Here is a 16,749-nt window from a genome sequence, read left to right as displayed (position 1 = left end):
ATGTGCGTCCCGTGGTCCGTCCCGCGTGTCGTACCGCCAGATCCCCATCCGCTCGCCCACCGCCGGCCGGTCCGGCCGACCCGCGGATCGTGCGCCTGGCGCCGGGGAAGAGGCGCCAGGAGCGGAGCGGGTGGAGATCTCGCAATACGTCAGGCGACGACCCGCCCTACAGGCCGCCCGGCAACACCCCCTGCTCGATGTCGGCGAAGTCCTCTTCGCTTTCCGCGAGGTAGGTGTCCCAGGCCTGCTTGTCCCAGATCTCCACCCGGCTGCTCGCCCCGATCACCACCAGCTCGCGGTTGAGGCCGCCGTACTGCCGCAGGTGCACCGGGATGGTCACCCGGCCCTGTCGGTCGGGGACCTCGTCGTGCGCGCTGGCGAAGAACACCCGGCTGTAGGCTCGGGCGGCCTTGTGCGTCATCGGCGTCTGGCGCAACTGGTCGGCGATCCGCTGGAACTCGAGGGTCGGGAAGACGTAGAGACAGCGCTCCTGCCCTTTGGTGATCACGACACCCCCCGCCAGCTCGTCCCGGAACTTCGCCGGAAGGATCAACCGCCCCTTGTCGTCGAGGCGTGGGGTGTGGGTGCCGAGGAACACCGGCCCAACCCCCTCGCCCTTGAGCGGCGTTCGCGCGCCGCCGACCCGCCGGGCCGGTGGACCCTCCCGGCCCCACCATCGCGCCCCACTCTACTCCACTTCCCTCCACCCGCAACCGAAATCGCCGGTTGACAGCGCCCTTCGGTTACTCAAACGCGCACGTCAGAGGGGGTGGAGGGAGGTGGAGGGCCGGCGTCGTCCCGCACTCCGGTCCGGTTTCCGACACCAAAAATCGCGCGGCGATGCGCCCCTTTTCTCCCCGTACGAGCGTGATCCAGGTCATACGAATGACGCTTCGCAGCGGCAGAACCGGCAGAGGTGGAGGGAAATGGAGAACCGGGTCTGCCGGTGGAGGGAGCCTCCCTCCACCGGGCCGGCGCGGGCGATCCGGTGGCGGGAATCGGGCCGTCGGGCGGGCAGGTCCGGTCACTTGTGCGATGGTCGACGGGTGTCCGGTGTCCGGTAATCTCGCCAGCGTGACGGACGGGAAGAGCATGCCCTTGCGGGCCAAGGTCGCCAGCTCGGTGTCGCGGACCGCCGCGGCGTTGTCCCGGGCGGCCGGCCGCGGCGACGGTTCGGTGATCGGCGGCTGGATCGGCCTCAAGATCGACCCTGAACTGCTGGCCCACCTGGCCGCGGGCCGCGCCATCGCCCTGGTCTCCGGGACCAACGGCAAGACCACCACCACCCGGCTCACCGCGGCCGCCGTCGGGGTGCTCGGGCCGGTGGCGACCAACTCGTTCGGCGCCAACATGCCGACCGGACACACCTCCGCGCTGGCCAAGGCCGGCAGCACGCCGTACGCGGTGCTGGAGGTCGACGAGCACTATCTGCCACAGGTGCTGGAGGCCACCGAGCCGCACGTGGTGGCCCTGCTGAACCTCTCCCGCGACCAGCTCGACCGGGCCAAGGAAGTGGCCATGATGGCCCAGCTGTGGCGGGCCGCGCTGGTCCGGCACCCGGCCATCCGGATCGTGGCCAACGCCGACGACCCGATGGTGGTCTGGGCGGTCACCCCGCCCTCGGCCGAGCCCCGGCGGGCCGACGCTCCCCCGGTGACCTGGTTCAGCGCCGGTCAGCGCTGGCACGACGACTCGTGGGTCTGCCCGGAGTGCGGCGGTTCGATCGAACGGGTGGACGACCAGTGGTGGTGCACCGGTTGCCCGCTGCGCCGACCCGAACCGCACTGGGTGGTCGAGGACGAGGGCGTGCTGGACCCGACCGGTGCCTGGCACAAGGTCGTCCTGCAGCTTCCCGGCCGGGTGAACATCGGCAACGCGGCCACCGCCCTGGCCGTGGCCGCGACCTTCGGGGTACGCCCCACCGACGCGGTCTCCCGGCTCGGCGGGGTCGCCTCGGTGGCCGGCCGGTACGCCCAGGTCAGCAAGGACGGCCGGAACATCCGGCTGCTGCTGGCCAAGAACCCGGCCAGCTGGCTGGAGGCGTTCGACATGGCCGACGACGCACCCACCCTGCTGTCGATCAACGCCCGCGACCCCGACGGGCTGGACACCTCCTGGCTGTTCGACGTCGACTTCGCCCCGTTGCGTGGCCGCCAGGTGCTGATCACCGGCGACCGCGCCTACGACCTCGCCGTCCGGCTGGAGGTCAACGAGGTGCCGTTCCAGCACGTCCGGACGTTCGCCGAGGCCGTCGCCGGGGTGCCGCCGGGTCGGCTGGAGGTCATCGCGAACTACACGGCGTTCCAGGACATCCGAGCGGAGTTGAACCGTGTCCTCTGAGCACAACTGGTCCCCGCCGACGACGCCCGCGTGGACGCCGCCCGCGGGGAACCAGCCGGCGACGCCCGCCTGGTCGCCGTCGACGGGACCCGCGGGGTACCAGTCGGCGGGGCCGGCGTACCAGTCGGCGGGGCCGGCGTGGACCCAGCCGGCGCCGACCGCGGCGCCGCAGCCGGCGGGCGTTGCGTCGGAGAGCCGGCTCCGGATCGTCTGGATCTACCCCGACCTGCTGTCCACCTACGGCGACCGGGGCAACCTGCTGATCCTGGCCCGGCGGGCGGCCGCCCGGGGAATCCCGGTGGAGACCATCGAGGTGCGCTCCGACCAGCCGCTGCCCACCACCGCCGACATCTACCTGATCGGCGGGGGTGAGGACGGACCGCAGGCGCTCGGCGCGCAGCGGCTGCTCGCCGACGGCGGGCTGCGGCGCGCGGTCGCGCAGGGCTCGGTGGTGTTCGGGGTGTGCGCCGGCTACCAGTTGCTCGGCGGGTCGTTCTTCGCCAAGGACGCCAAGTGCGCCGGTCTGGACCTGCTCGACCTGCACTCCGACCGCGGACCGTCGCGGGCCGTCGGCGAGCTGGCCGGCACCATCGACCCGCGGCTCGGGCTGCCGCCGCTGAGCGGGTTCGAGAACCACGGCGGGCGTACCCACCTGGGCCCGGAGGTCTCCCCGCTGGCCAAGGTCACCACCGGGATCGGCAACGACGGCAACAGCGAGGGCGCCTGGCGCGGCAAGCTGCTCGGGACGTACTCGCACGGGCCGGCGCTGGCCCGCAACCCGGCCCTGGCCGACCTGCTGCTGCGCTGGGCCGCCGGGGTCAACGCGCTGCCCCCGCTGGACGACACCTGGTCCGACCGGCTACGCGCCGAACGGGCCGCCGCGGCGGTCGCGGCCCGACAGTGACCTTCCGCGCGCGACCGGGCGCCCGGCCCGTCGGCCCACCCGGCCGACGACCGGTCACCCGGCTCGGCGCGCTGCTGCGCCAGCGGTCGGCCGGGCGCGCCACGGTGCCACCGGGTCAGCGGCCGGCCGGCCGCTTCGGCGCACTACTGCGCCAGCGGTCGGTCGTCCGGTTCGGGGCGTTGCTCGCGGTGCTCGGGCTGTTCGGGCTGGCGTTGCTGCTGGCGCCGACGCCGGATCTGCACGAGATGCCCCGGCTGGTCGACCGGCTCGGCCCGTTCGCCCCGGTCGCCGCCGTGCTGGTCTGCGCGGTGCTGCTGGTGGCCCTGGTGCCACGTACCCTGATCACGGTCGCCTGGGGCGCGCTGTTCGGTCCGGTGCAGGGCGCCGGGTACACGCTGCTGGCCGCCCTGCTGGCCGCCGCCGTGGGCTTCGCCATCGGCCGCGGGCTCGGCCGGGACTTCGTGGCCGAACGGGTACGCGGACGGTTGGCCCGCCTGGACGGCTGGTTCGCCCGGCAGAGCGTGCTCGGGGTGATCACCGTACGACTGCTCCCGGTGGGCGGGTTCGGCCTGGTCAGCTACGGCTACGGCACCACCGGCGCGCGCTGGACGCCGTTCCTGCTGGGCAGCGTGCTGGCGACGGCGCCGTCGGCGATCGGGTACGCGGCGATCGGCGCCGCCGTGGTCGCACCGGACCGGATCAACTGGCTCGCCGTCGCCCCCGCCGGCCTGGGCCTGATCGCCACCGCCGTCCTGGCCACCCGCTGGCTCCGCACCGAACGCCACCTCCGCGCCGCCCGCCGGACCGCGGACGTTTCATGATCCGGTAACGTTCGGCCGGTCCAGATCGGCGCGGGTCAACAGAGCCCGCAGAGCGATACCCTCGGCCGACAGCGCCTCCGTCCCGCCCTCCTGACGGTCGATCACGCACAGCGCCGCGTCGACGCGCGCACCGAGTTCCCGCAGTTGTCGCGTCGAGATCACGATCTGCCCACCGGAGGTCACCACGTCCTCCACCACGAGCACCTGCCGGCCGATCACGTCGGCACCCTCGGCCAGCCGGGCCGTGCCGTACGGCTTCGCCGCCTTGCGGACGAACGCGCAGGGCAGCCCGGTGTGCCGGCCCAGGGCGGTCACCACCGCGATGCCGCCCATCTCCAGTCCCGCCAGCACCTCCGTGTCGGCCGGCACCAACGCGGCCATCCGCGCGGCCAGGGCGTCCAGCAGCACCGGATCGGCCTCGAACTGATACTTGTCGAAGTACTCGTCGGCGACGCGTCCGGACCGCAACACGAAGCGCCCGGTCAGCCGGGACGCGGCGTCGACGCGACCGGCCAGCTCAGCAGGATTCACGAGGCGTCATCCTGTCATCCGCCGAGGTTCCCGGTGACCAGGACGTCGAAGGTGGGAGCGTGCTCCCAGTCGGGGCGAAGCTTGGCGACCTTCCGGTAACCCCACGAGCGGTACGCGGCCTGGGCGACGGTGTTGTCGGGACGGGCCAGCAGGGTCGCCCGCTCCTCCGAGCGGCTGCCGAGCAGCTCACCATGGAGCGCCCTGGCGACACCCCGACCCTGCCAGTCGGGGTGCACCAGAAGCTCGCTGAGCGCGAAGGTACGGTGCCCGTCCTCCCGGGTGAACCCGTCGGGGACCGGCCCCTGGATGCCGTCCCACCAACGCGTCGTCGGCGGCAACGGAAACCCGTAGACGTAGCCGACCAGCACGTCGCCCACCTCGGCGGTGACCAGCGTCCAACCGGGCACCCGCAGGTGCCCCTGCAGCTGGCGCCGATAACGATCCTCGGTGTGGAACGGGCTGCCGTCCGCGTGCGCCGCGAGGTAGCCGGCGACCAACTGGTCCACGACGGCAGCTGCCTGGTCGGCGCCGTAGTGACGCAAGCCGAACGCACCGCTCACCGGCTTACCACCCGGTCGTACGCGTCAACGAACTCGCCGGTCGCCGCAGTCGCCCGATCGGGGCGAGCCAGGTACGCGGTCGCTGTGCACCATGTCGAGTCGGTAGCGCACACACTTGATCTCAGTGGGCTCAGTCGGTCAGCGAGCGCTGGTACGGCGGCAGCGCACCTGGAGCAAGACGTACTCCATCGAGCCAGTTGTGAACGCGTTCGGCCTCATCTGCGATCGCTTGCGCGGCAGCTGCGCCCACGTCCTCGAGGAGCCCGGTCACGATCTCCCCGTCGCGTCGCTGGGCCCAACCGCCGACGACGCGTCCGGCCCACCACACCGTTGGGCCGGCGTTGCCTGCGCTGTCGACCAGCCGGCCGGCGTGCCCGCCGAGGTACCAGTCGCGGTCCCGCCAGCCCATTGTGGTGGCGTCGAGAGTGGGCAGCAGGGCGGCCGCGGGCTCGGGAACCGGTGTGGGGTCAAGGTCGTCGGCCAGCACGTAGCCAACCGCGCCGTCGAGGCCGACCTCGGCATGCGGCACCGCGGCGAGGGCGGCGCGGACGTCGCGTGCAGGCCATCCGGTCCACCAGCGCAGGTCGGCCTCCGTGCCGGGACCGAACGCCCGCAGCCAGTGGTCGACGACCGCCGCGCGGGCGCTTGCCGGGTCCAGGTGGTCGAGCGGGCCGCCGAGCCAGTTCACGGTGGTCGCCCAGTGGAACTGCGGACTCAGCCACGAACCGCGGGGCCGCGTCCGCACCAGCAGCCCGCACATCGCCAGCAGCGGCAGCACCAGGGTGCCGGCGCGCACCGAGCGCTCCCATCGCGTGCCCGCCCCGGTGCGCACCTGGGTCGCCAACGTGGGCACGTCGTCGATCAGTTCGCCGGTGGTCGCCTCGCCGCGGCTGTTCAGTGCTGCCAGCACCGCCGCCTCGGCTTCGGCCAGCCATCGCTCCGGCTCCGACGAGACGCTGCTGGCCGACAGGAGCCCGGCCACCGACCGCCGTTCCCGGGCGGCGATCGTGTGGGTGGTGGAGGCGTGGATGACGGGCAGGAGCTCGCGTGGTGCGGCGAACAGCGTGCGCCGCCAGCCCACCCAGCGCACCAGAGTCCGGTCCTCGACGAGCGCCCGCTCGATGTCCCGCGGAGACACCCCGTCGGTGCGCGCCCGCACGGAGAGGAAAACCGTCGGGGCGTCGGTCGCGTGCAGCGCGATCAGCCTCGCGGCGGCCGCGACCGGATCGCGGGTGCGCGTCGAAGCGGCAAGTCCGTGCCGGGTCATCAACCGGGCCCGCCGTTCGGCCACGTCCAGATGGGCCACCGGGTTTCCCTCCTTGTGTCGTCGTGACCGATGCGGAGACCGTGCCGGGGACGACTCGCCCGACACTGCTACGCGCTCCGTCGGTGTCCCATGGCAGCGGCCTTGGGATCACTCCCGCAGCGTGGGCAGGGTCTCGAGCAGTGTCCGGTGGATGTACTCGAGCCCTGGTGTCGTCTGTGACCACCCGGCGTCTTGGCCGCCGGCGTCGGTCGCCCATGAGGCCGAGCCGTCGTCCTCCCAGTCGACCGCGTCGGCGTGCTGGTAAACCCACCACAGGTTCTTCCATGGGTCGACGAAGCGGGAGAACGACGTGCCGTAGAAATCTGTGGGCTCGGTGACGACCTTGGCGCCGAGTCGTCGGGCGGTCGCCAAGGTAGCAGGGACTTCGTCGACGTAGACCTGCAGCAGGCTGGGCAGGAATGGCCACCCGGGCTTGCGCTCGCCGAACATCACGGTCGTGTTGCCGATGCGCAGCTCCGCGTGCAGCAACAGGCCGTCGACGTCCACGGTGCGGGCCAGCTGGTTCTCGGTTCCACCGAACACCTCGGCCAGGAAGGCGATCAGCCCATCGGCGTTCTTGGTGATGACGAACGGGTTGACGGTGGCGAAGCCCTCGGGGGTCGCGGGCATGGTCATGGAGTCACCTCTCGTTGAAGTGCTGCCAGTTCACACCCCGGTCCCGAGATGGTCTTGAACGATTGCGCCTCGCTGTGCGGCACGGCGGACGTGAGCGGCGATGATGCGGGCCGGAGTCTCGTTCCGGATCCGTCGCAGGGACCGGGTCAGATGCGGCTGGTCGGCGAAGCCGGCCACAGCGGCTGCTTCGGCCGCGGGCATCCCGCTCTGCAGGAGCACGTAGGCGTGTCGGGCCCGTCGCAGCTGCTTGACCTGACTGGGGCTCAGGCCGGTGACCTCCCGGAACTTCCGCTGCCAGGTGCGCCGCGCGAGTCCGCTGTAGTCGCCACCCAGCGCACGACGCACGTCCTCATCCGCCACCAAGACGCCGACGGCGAGGAGGTCATCAACGAACTCCTCGAGCTCGCCCCACCGTGGCACCGGGGCACGATGGCTGCCGAGGAGCAGGCAGCCGTCGGTCACCGGCAGCCGGTCGGTCCCTCCCAAGACGGTCGACTTCGCAACGCCCTGCACGAAGACGTGCGCCCGGAGCTCGAGTCCCCAGTAGTCCTCTCCCTGCACGCTTGCGGTCGTACGTGCCTGCACGGTGGGGCCGTCCAGCTCGGCCGAGAAGGTGCCGTCCGTGTGCCGGATGAACGAAAGATCCCAGAACTCACTGGCCTCGAGCAGATACCGGCCCGGTTCCTCGACGTGCGCGCGCCAGATCGTCCGAATCGCTGGATGGCGCGACGCATGCTCCTCCCACACAGGTGGCGACCCTAACGGCCGAGCTGTGCCGGGTGTCACGCTGGGGAGCAGGCCGGACGGTGCGGGCCTCAGGACCCGGAGCCGCCCCGCCGCGGCAGCCCCGTGCGGTTCTGGTGCGGTCATCTAGTCAGCCGGTTCCCGGTCGGCAGCCAAAAGCATGCGAAGTCCGCTCATCGACAATCAGTATGCGCTGAGCGACTCCACCAGCGGTGACGGAGGGTTGGTTGGCCGCTGCGTAGAGAGCCGCGAGCAGCCACCCCGGAAGAGAGCCGCCAGGTGGATCCTCATAACGGGCTGTAGCGGTTCCAGCTTCCGCCTGCCGCGGCGTGGTGCCGGTGGGTGGTGTGGTGGTGGAAGCCGAGGGCCTGGGCGACGACCGGTGCCGGGGCTTGGAGCACGAGTCGACGTCGCGCGGAAGTCGCCGCACGGCGTCCCGGCAAGCCGCCATGGCCCAGGTGTTGACGGCACGGCGGGCCGCGTCGGACCGCGCCCACCGAGGGGTTGGCGGCAGGGTGACCCGCGTCGGGATCAAGCCTGACCGCCCAGAGCGGGTCGCCCTGCCGCCAACCCCACCCCGCGACCAGCGCAAGTCAGACGACCACGCTCACCATCCGCCCCGCCACCACGATCACCTTGCGCGGCTCGCGGCCGCCCAGCTGGTCGGCGACGGCTTCCAGCGCCGCGGCGCGCACGTCCTGCTCGCCCGCACCCGCCGGCACCTCGATCCGCCCCCGGACCTTGCCGTTGACCTGCACCGGGTAGGTGACCGTCTCGGCCACCAGCAGGGCCGGGTCGGCGACCGGGAAGTCGGCGTACGCCAGGGAGTCGGCGTGGCCCAGGCGCTGCCACAGCTCCTCGGCCATGTGCGGGGCGAACGGCGCCAGCATCAGCACCAGCGGCTCGGCCACCTCGCGCGGGGTGGCCGGCAGCCGGGTCAGCGCGTTGGTCAGCTCGATCAGCTTGGCGATCGCGGTGTTGAACCGGATGCCCTCCATGTCGGTGCGCACCCCGTCGACGACCTTGTGCAACAGCCGCCGGGTCGGCTCGTCGGCAGGAGTGTCCACCACCCGCGTCGCGCCGGTGTGCTCGTCGACGACGGCCCGCCAGACCCGTTGCAAGAACCGGAACGACCCGACCACGGCCCGGGTCTCCCAGGGGCGGGACACCTCCAGCGGACCCATTGACATCTCGTACACCCGGAAGGTGTCCGCGCCGTACGCCTCGCACATCTCGTCCGGGGTCACGACGTTGCGCAGCGACTTGCCCATCTTGCCGTACTCGCGCTTGACGGCCTGGTCGCCGTGGAAGTAGCCGCCGTCCCGCTCGACCACCTGCGCGGCGTCGACGTAGCTGCCCCGGGCGTCGGTGTAGGCGTACGCCTGGATCATGCCCTGGTTGAACAGCTTGCGGAACGGCTCGACCGACGACACGTGGCCCAGGTCGTACAGCACCTTGTGCCAGAACCGGGCGTACAGCAGGTGCAGCACGGCGTGCTCGGCGCCGCCGACGTACAGGTCGGTGCCCCCGGGGTCGCTGTCGGCGCGCGGACCCATCCAGTACGCCTCGTTCGCCGGGTCGACGAACCGGTCGCTGTCAGTCGGATCCAGGTAGCGCAGCTCGTACCAGCAGGAGCCGGCCCACTGCGGCATCACGTTGGTCTCCCGAATGTAGCGCTTGGGCCCGTCGCCCAGGTCCAGCTCGACCTCGACCCAGTCCTTGCGCCGGGACAGCGGGGTCTCCGGCTGCGAGTCCGCGTCGGTCGGCTCGAAGGTGCGCGGCGAGAAGTCGTCCACCTCGGGCAGCTCCACCGGCAGCATCGACTCGGGCAGCGCGATCGGCGTGCCGTGCTCGTCGTAGACGATCGGGAACGGCTCGCCCCAGTAGCGCTGCCGGCTGAACAGCCAGTCCCGCAGCCGGTAGGTGACCGCGCCGGTGCCGCGCCCGTTGGCCTCCAGCCACTCGATCATCCGGGCCTTGGCCTCGGTGACGGCCAGGCCGTCCAGGTCCAGGCCGCGGTCCGGCGCCGAACTGTTGACCGCCGGCCCGTCCCCGGTGTACGCCTTGCCGTCGAAGTCGGCCGGTGGTTGCACGGTACGGACGATCGGCAGGTCGAAGACCTCGGCGAAGTCCCAGTCCCGTTCGTCCTGGCCGGGCACCGCCATGATCGCGCCGGTGCCGTAGCCGGCCAGCACGTAGTCGGCGACGAAGACCGGGATCCGCGCGCCGGTGGCCGGGTTGACCGCGTACGCCCCGACGAAGACGCCGGTCTTCTCCCGGCCCTCGGCCTGCCGCTCCAGGTCGGTCCGGGCGGCCGCCTGCTTGCGGTACGCGTCGACGGCCTCCCCGGGGGTGGCGTGCCCGCCGGTCCAGGCCGGCCGGGTGCCGTCCGGCCAGCCGGCCGGGACGATCCGGTCGACCAGCTCGTGCTCGGGCGCCAGCACCATGTAGGTGGCCCCGAACAGGGTGTCCGGCCGGGTGGTGAACACCCGGATCGCGGCGACCTCGCCCGCGTCTGCGGCCACCGGTCCGGAGCCGGCCGGGGCGGTGCCCACCGGTGCGGTGTCGTCGGCGGCCACCGGGAAGTCGATGTGCGCGCCGGTGGACCGGCCGATCCAGTTGCGCTGCATCAGCTTGATCGGCTCCGGCCAGTCCAGCTTGTCCAGGTCGTCCAGCAGCCGGTCGCCGTATGCGGTGATCCGCATCATCCACTGCTTCAGGTTGCGCTTGTAGACCGGGAAGTTGCCCCGGTCGGAGCGGCCGTCGGCGGTGACCTCCTCGTTGGCCAGCACGGTGCCCAGGCCGGGGCACCAGTTCACCGGCGCCTGCGAGACGTACGCCAGCCGGCGGTCGTCGACGATCCGACGACGCTCGACATCGGACAGTTCGCCCCACGGCCGGCCGTCGGGGGTGGGTCGGGTGCCGGCGGCGAACTCGGCGACCAGTTCGTCGACCGGTCGGGCCCGGCGGGCGTCCGCGTCGTACCAGGAGTTGAAGACCTGCAGGAAGATCCACTGGGTCCAGCGGTAGAACTCCGGGTCGATGGTGGCCACCGACCGCCGGGCGTCGTACCCCATGCCCAGCCGGCGCAGCTGGGTCCGGTAGCGCTCGATGTTCTGCTCGGTGGTGGTCCGCGGGTGCGTGCCGGTCTGCACCGCGTACTGCTCGGCCGGCAGGCCGAACGCGTCGAAGCCCATCGCGTGCAGCACGTTGCGCCCGGCCATCCGCTGGTAGCGGGCGTACGAGTCGGTGCCGATGTAGCCCAGCGGGTGCCCGACGTGCAGGCCGGCGCCGGACGGGTACGGGAACATGTCCAGGACGTACAGCTTCTCGGCGCTCGCCCGCGGGTGGTCCGGATCGGCCAGCGGCCCGACCGGGTTGGGGGCGTGGAAGGTGCCCCGCTCGGCCCAGATGTCCTGCCACCGGGTCTCGATCTCGCCGGCCAGGCCGGCGGTGTAACGGAACGGCGGGGTGTCGGCGGTCGGCTCGGCTGCCTCGGTCATCGGCTCCACCTCAAGGGGTCTTATTCGGCCAGGGCCGCGGATTCGGGCCGGGGCCGCGGATCGCAGCGGTTACGGGGTGCACGGAAACAGTCACTCTAGGGGCACAAAAAAGCCCCTCGCTCAGGAGGGGTCAGCCGTGCTGCGCTTGATGATCGCGTCAGCACGGCTCGCTAAGGAGCAGGCAGATTCCGGGCACGTGCGCATCATAGCGCGTACGCCCTGCCCTGTCCTGCCGGTTTTGTCCTGTCCACCGGGCGGTGGGACCGCCAGATCTTGGCAGAGGTGTGGTCGGCGACACGGGCGAATGGCGCTAGCCTGAGGCGTGCGGGTGATCCAAGGCTGAAACCGGACCCTCGGGTTTCCTGTCAACCTTGCGGCGGGTCCCGACTGTTTCACCTTTACCCACCGCAGTGCCGATGAGGAGGAGGCCCGTGAGACACCAGACCTGGGACGAGTTGGGTGGCGCGCTGCCCAACGACGAGTTCCGCGCCGTCACCGACGCCGTGGTGGCCAACATCGAGCGGGTCATCGAGGGCAAGACCGCGACGGTCCGACTCGCGCTCGCCGTCCTGCTGGCCGAGGGCCATCTCCTGATCGAGGACGTACCCGGGGTCGGCAAGACCAAACTGGCCAAGGCGTTGGCGCGATCGATCGACTGCTCGGTCCGCCGGATCCAGTTCACCCCCGACCTGCTGCCCAGCGACGTCACCGGGGTCAGCGTCTTCAACCAGGAGAACCACGACTTCGAGTTCAAGCCGGGTGCGGTCTTCGCCAACCTGGTGGTCGGCGACGAGATCAACCGGGCCTCCCCGAAGACCCAGTCGGCGCTGCTGGAGTGCATGGAGGAGCGGCAGGTCACCGTCGACGGGGTGACGTACGAACTGCAGACCCCGTTCATGGTGATCGCGACACAGAACCCGATCGAGATGGAGGGCACCTATCCCCTCCCCGAGGCGCAGCGGGACCGGTTCACCGCCCGGATCGCGATGGGCTACCCGGACCCGGGCGCCGAGTTGGCCATGCTCGACGTGCACGGTGGCGCCGACCCGATCAACGACCTGCGCCCGGTCTCCGACGCGGCCGCGGTCCGCCGGCTGATCGCCACCGTCCGCGGCGTCCACGTCGCGGACGCGGTCAAGCAGTACGCCGTCGACCTGGTCACCGCCACCCGGGAGGCACCCGACCTGCGGCTGGGCGCCTCACCCCGGGCCACCCTGCAACTGCTGCGCACCGCCCGGGCGGTGGCCGCGCTGGAGGGCCGCGACTACGTGCTGCCGGACGACCTGCAGGCGCTCGCCGTACCCGTGCTGGCCCACCGGCTGGTCCCCAACGCCGACGCGCAACTGGCCCGGCGGACCACCGACGCGGTGGTCTCCGACCTGGTACACCGGCTGGCGTTGCCGCACGACCGCCGCCGTTCCCCGTACGACACCCGGCCGGCCACCGGCGGCGAGGGCAACGGACGATCGCAGTACGAGCGCCGGGGCCGGTAGCCGTGCGTCAGGCGCTGCGTGGCCTCACCACCCGCGGTCGGTCGTTCCTCGCGGCCGCCGTGGCCGCCGCCCTGTCCGCCACGATCCTCGGCGAGAAGGACCTCCTCCGGGTGGCCATCCTGCTGGCCGTGCTGCCGCTGCTGGCCGCCGCCTACGTCGGGCGCAGCCGGTACAAGCTCGCCTGCACCCGCTCGCTGGAGCCGCAGCGGGTGCCGGTGGGTGCCAGTTCCCGGGTGGTGCTGCGGCTGCAGAACCTGTCCCGGTTGCCGACCGGCACCCTGCTGCTGGAGGACCGCCTGCCGTACGCCCTGGGCAGCCGCCCCCGGGTGGTGCTCGAACGGCTGGGCGCCTACCGGGCCAGCTCCGTGGCGTACACGGTGCGGGCCGACGTGCGGGGCCGCTACGAGGTCGGCCCGCTGGTCGTCCGGCTGACCGACCCGTTCGGACTGTGCGAGCTGAGCCGGTCCTTCCCGAGCACGGACCGGCTCACCGTCATCCCCGAGGTGGCGGCCCTGCCGACGATCCGGCTGGCCGGCGAGTACACCGGCACCGGGGAGAGCCGGGCCCGGTCGGTCGCCGTGCACGGCGAGGACGACGCGGCCACCCGGGAGTACCGGTACGGCGACGACCTGCGCCGGGTGCACTGGAAGTCGACCGCCCGGACCGGCGAGTTGATGGTCCGGCGCGAGGAGCAGCCCTGGGAGAGCCGGGCCACGGTGGTGCTCGACACCCGGGCCGGCGCGCACCGGGGCGAGGGCCCCACGGCGAGCTTCGAGTGGGCCGTCTCGGCCGCCGCCAGCGTCGCCGTCCACCTGCGTCAGGCCGGTTACAAGCTCCGCCTGGTCACCGGCTCGGGGGTGGACGCCGAGGCGCTCGAGGCGGGCGCCGACGGGCTGCTGCTCGACCGGCTGGCCGAGGCCCGACCGGAACAGCGCACCGACCTCGCCCGCCTGGTCGACCAGATCCGGCAGCGCTCCGACGGTGGGCTGGTCATCGCCCTGCTCGGCAACCTGAGCACGGCCGAGGCGGAGTTACTGGCCGGGTTGCGCGGCAGCGGCTCGACCTGCGTGGCGTTCCTGCTGGACAGCACGACCTGGCTCACCCTGCCACCCCAGGCGCGGGCCGAGGCGGACCGGCAGCATTCCGCCGCGGCGCTGGCCCTGATGCGGACCGGCTGGCGGGTGATCGGGGTGGAGCACGGAACCAAGCTGGCCGCGTTGTGGCCGCGGGCGGGACGCGGCTCGCAGGGATTCGCCTGGCGGGCCGCCCTGGCCGAGACCGTGGCCGGAGGGATGCGATGAGCGAGGCGGGCAGATGAGAGGGCAGCGTTACCTGGGACTGGTCGCGGCGGCGGCCACGCTGCTCGCCGCCGCGCCGCTGGGCACCATCTTCGACCGCTGGACCTGGTTGTTCCAGGCGTTCATCGTGGTCGGCCTGATCGCCGGCGCGGCGGCGCTGACCCGCTGGCTGCGGGCCCCGGTCTGGGCCCAGGTGCTCGGCATGCTGGCCGGCCTGCTGCTCGCGCTGACCTGGATGTTCCCCGAGGGTGGCGAGGTGCTGGGGATCATCCCCACCCTGGACACCTTCGGCAATTTCGGGCAGCTGCTGACCGGCTCGCTGGCCGACATGCGCCAGTACGGCGTGCCGGTGCCGGACGTGGTGGAGACGCTGCGGTTCATCACCGTCCTCGGGGTCGGCGTGGTCGCCGTCGGGGTGGACCTGCTCACCGTGGGTCTGCGCCGCCCGGCCCTGGCCGGCCTGCCGATGTTGGCCATCTACTCGGTGCCGGTGGCGGTCTACACCGACAGCGTCCCGGCGCTGCCGTTCGTGATCGGCGCGATCGGTTTCCTCTGGCTGCTGGTGGCCGACAACGTGGACCGGGTCCGCCGGTTCGGTCGCCGGTTCACCGGCGACGGGCGTGACGTGAGCGTCTGGGAACCGTCGCCGCTGGCCGCCGCCGGACGCCGGCTGGCGGTGCTCGGCGTCGCCGTGGCGGTGCTGCTGCCGGTGGCGGTGCCGGGGATGACGGGCGGGCTGCTGAACAGCTTCACCGCCGCGGCCGGCGACGGCACCGGCGACGGCCCGGGCGGCGCGCCCGGCCGGGTCAACCTGTTCGCGGCCCTGCGCGGCCAGCTCAACCAGGGCAAGGTCGCCGACATGGTACGGGTCACCACCAACGAGCGGGAGCCGTTCTACCTGCGGTTCGGTGTCGCCGACGACATCCAGGCCGACGGGTTCCGGGTCCGTTCGCCCAAGGGCAGGTCGGTGAACAACGGCCTGCCCGAACCGCGCGCCTCCGACCGGCCCGGGGTGACCCGGCAGCGCTACCGGGCCAGCGTCGAGACGCTGTCGTTCGACATGCCGCTGCTGCCCACGTACACCGAGGTGGCCAAGACCGAGGGGGTCGACGGGAGCTGGTCGTACGACACCGACATGCAGGTGATCTACTCCAACCGCAGCATCGCGCGGAACAAGAAGTACTCGTTCGAGTACGTGCGCACCACGTACTCCCCCGCGGCGCTGGCCGCGATGCCGTCGCCCGGCAGGAACGACCCGATCCGGCAGTTCACCAAGGTCCCCGAGCAGATCCGCGAGGTCACCGAGTTGGTCGCCGCGCTGACCAGGAACGCGAAGTCCGACTACGCGAAGACCCGGGCGATCTACGACTACTTCTCGGAGAAGAACGGCTTCCGGTACAGCCAGAGCGCGCAGGGTGACACCACCAGCGGCAAGGACATCCTCGACTTCATCACCGGCAAGGTGGGCTTCTGCCAGCAGTACGCCGCCTCGATGGCCTGGCTGGCCCGGGTGGCCGGCATCCCGGCGCGGGTGGCGTTCGGTTTCACCAACGGCAGCGACCGCAGCGGCGACAGTTACGTGCTGACCAACCACAACCTGCACGCCTGGACCGAGGTGTACCTCGGTGACGCCGGCTGGGTCCCGTTCGACGCCACCCCGAAGGCCAGCGTGGCCGGCTCGACCAGCACGGAGTGGGCGCCGGACACCAACGCGACCGCGGCGCCGGTGCCGAGCGCGGGTCCGAACGCCGGCGCGAACCCGGACTCCTCGGCCGGACCGGCGGGCAACGGCGCCGATCCGCGGGAGAAGGACGAGCCGGTGGACCAGGGCGTCGTCGGCCCGGGGGCGGCCGACAGCGGGCCGTGGTGGATGGTCCTCGTGGTGCTCCTCGGACTGGCCGTGCTGGCCGTACCGGCGATCCGGCGGCTGCTGCTGCGCCGCCGCCGGGCCGCCCGGACGATCGCCGCGACCCGGGTCGCCGCCGGTGGTGCCGGCCCGCCGGTGCCGGGGGTGCCCGAGGTGATCGCCACGGACACCGAACTCGACCGGGCCCGGGCCGACGCGCACGCCGCCTGGGACGAACTGATCGACACGCTGATCGACTTCCGGGTCGTGGTGGACCCCACCGAGACGCCCCGGCTGACCGCCGCCCGGCTGGTGGCCGGCGGGCTGCCGGAACCGGCCGCGACCGGGGCGCAACGGCTGGGCCGAGCCGAGGAGCGGGCCCGGTACGCCCGGATCCCGGCGCACGACGGCCCGCTGGACGACGCGCTGCGCGCGGTGCGTCGCGGGCTGGCCCGGTCCGCGGGTCGGAAGGTGCGGCTGACGGCCGCAGTCCTGCCGCCCTCGGTGCTGCTGCACTGGCGCCTGTCGATCATGGACGGCTTCGCGGGGCTGGTGGCCGGCTTCGGCCGGGGCCGGGACAGGTTGCTGCGCTGGAGCCCACGGCGGTTGATCGCCGGCCGGGCTGCCCGGTAGACCCGGGCCCGCTCGGCGATCCGGTCGCACCAGGTCGCCTCCGGCGCGAGACCCGGACGTCACGGCGCTCGGCGGGCGCGATCCAGCCACCTCGGCCCCGAACTGGGCCCGGTCGACTCGACCCGGGCGCGGTC

13 protein-coding genes are annotated in these 16,749 nt (G+C 72.5%); 6 read left to right on the top strand and 7 right to left on the bottom strand.

Features of this window, described 5'->3' with window-relative positions; all coding sequences use genetic code 11:
• Positions 1-166: 166 nt before the first annotated feature.
• Entirely contained in the window at positions 167-598 is a 432-nt protein-coding gene (gene mraZ / locus ACFOX0_RS19335; protein ID WP_377547827.1) for a division/cell wall cluster transcriptional repressor MraZ, read from the bottom strand.
• A 494-nt stretch (positions 599-1,092) separates the two neighbouring features.
• Here mraZ and ACFOX0_RS19330 point away from each other — a divergent pair, with 494 nt between their 5' ends.
• The 3 genes from ACFOX0_RS19330 (at position 1,093) to ACFOX0_RS19320 (ending at position 4,065) form a co-directional block, all read left to right on the top strand.
• Complete coding sequence (locus ACFOX0_RS19330) at positions 1,093-2,340, top strand: MurT ligase domain-containing protein (RefSeq protein WP_377548040.1); 1,248 nt, start codon at positions 1,093-1,095, stop codon at positions 2,338-2,340.
• 205 nt (positions 2,341-2,545) lie between these two features.
• Positions 2,546-3,244, top strand: coding sequence for a type 1 glutamine amidotransferase (locus tag ACFOX0_RS19325; protein ID WP_377548038.1), 699 nt, complete (start codon positions 2,546-2,548; stop codon positions 3,242-3,244).
• A gap of 146 nt (positions 3,245-3,390) precedes the next feature.
• Complete coding sequence (locus tag ACFOX0_RS19320; protein ID WP_377548036.1) at positions 3,391-4,065, top strand: TVP38/TMEM64 family protein; 675 nt, start codon at positions 3,391-3,393, stop codon at positions 4,063-4,065.
• Here ACFOX0_RS19320 and ACFOX0_RS19315 read toward each other — a convergent pair.
• The 6 genes from ACFOX0_RS19315 to leuS form a co-directional block, all read right to left on the bottom strand.
• Complete coding sequence (locus ACFOX0_RS19315; protein WP_377547825.1) at positions 4,060-4,596, bottom strand: orotate phosphoribosyltransferase; 537 nt, start codon at positions 4,594-4,596, stop codon at positions 4,060-4,062. The two genes, ACFOX0_RS19320 and ACFOX0_RS19315, sit on opposite strands and share 6 nt — an antisense overlap.
• A 14-nt stretch (positions 4,597-4,610) precedes the next feature.
• Positions 4,611-5,156, bottom strand: coding sequence for a GNAT family N-acetyltransferase (locus ACFOX0_RS19310; protein ID WP_377547822.1), 546 nt, complete (start codon positions 5,154-5,156; stop codon positions 4,611-4,613).
• A gap of 130 nt (positions 5,157-5,286) precedes the next feature.
• Positions 5,287-6,423 (bottom strand): winged helix DNA-binding domain-containing protein, encoded by a 1,137-nt coding sequence (locus tag ACFOX0_RS19305; protein ID WP_377548033.1) that lies wholly within the window; start codon positions 6,421-6,423, stop codon positions 5,287-5,289.
• A 147-nt stretch (positions 6,424-6,570) separates the two neighbouring features.
• The gene (locus ACFOX0_RS19300; RefSeq protein ID WP_377547820.1) at positions 6,571-7,098 is read right to left on the bottom strand and encodes a VOC family protein; all 528 of its coding nucleotides are present in this window, start codon (positions 7,096-7,098) and stop codon (positions 6,571-6,573) included.
• Between the two features lie 30 nt (positions 7,099-7,128).
• Positions 7,129-7,845, bottom strand: coding sequence for a helix-turn-helix domain-containing protein (locus ACFOX0_RS19295; RefSeq protein ID WP_377547818.1), 717 nt, complete (start codon positions 7,843-7,845; stop codon positions 7,129-7,131).
• Positions 7,846-8,435: 590 nt separating this feature from the next.
• Entirely contained in the window at positions 8,436-11,345 is a 2,910-nt protein-coding gene (leuS, locus tag ACFOX0_RS19290) for a leucine--tRNA ligase (RefSeq protein WP_377547816.1), read from the bottom strand.
• Positions 11,346-11,776: 431 nt separating this feature from the next.
• On the opposite strand from leuS, the gene ACFOX0_RS19285 reads away from it, so the two are divergent.
• Genes ACFOX0_RS19285 through ACFOX0_RS19275 form a run of 3 tightly spaced genes read left to right on the top strand, consistent with a single transcriptional unit; the run spans position 11,777 to position 16,615 of the window.
• Positions 11,777-12,838 (top strand): AAA family ATPase, encoded by a 1,062-nt coding sequence (locus ACFOX0_RS19285; RefSeq protein WP_377547814.1) that lies wholly within the window; start codon positions 11,777-11,779, stop codon positions 12,836-12,838.
• Between the two features lie 2 nt (positions 12,839-12,840).
• Positions 12,841-14,139 carry a DUF58 domain-containing protein gene (locus ACFOX0_RS19280; protein WP_377547811.1) on the top strand — a complete coding sequence of 433 codons (1,299 nt, stop codon included), beginning with the start codon at positions 12,841-12,843 and terminating at the stop codon, positions 14,137-14,139.
• Between the two features lie 13 nt (positions 14,140-14,152).
• The gene (locus ACFOX0_RS19275) at positions 14,153-16,615 is read left to right on the top strand and encodes a DUF3488 and DUF4129 domain-containing transglutaminase family protein (protein WP_377547809.1); all 2,463 of its coding nucleotides are present in this window, start codon (positions 14,153-14,155) and stop codon (positions 16,613-16,615) included.
• The last annotated feature ends 134 nt before the right edge of the window (positions 16,616-16,749 follow it).

This window comes from Micromonospora zhanjiangensis (genome assembly GCF_042650605.1).
In the GTDB taxonomy this organism is placed as follows: Bacteria; Actinomycetota; Actinomycetes; order Mycobacteriales; family Micromonosporaceae; genus Micromonospora_J; species Micromonospora_J zhanjiangensis.
Note: the sequence above shows the minus strand (reverse complement) of the source record. Positions and strands in the feature narration are given on the sequence as shown.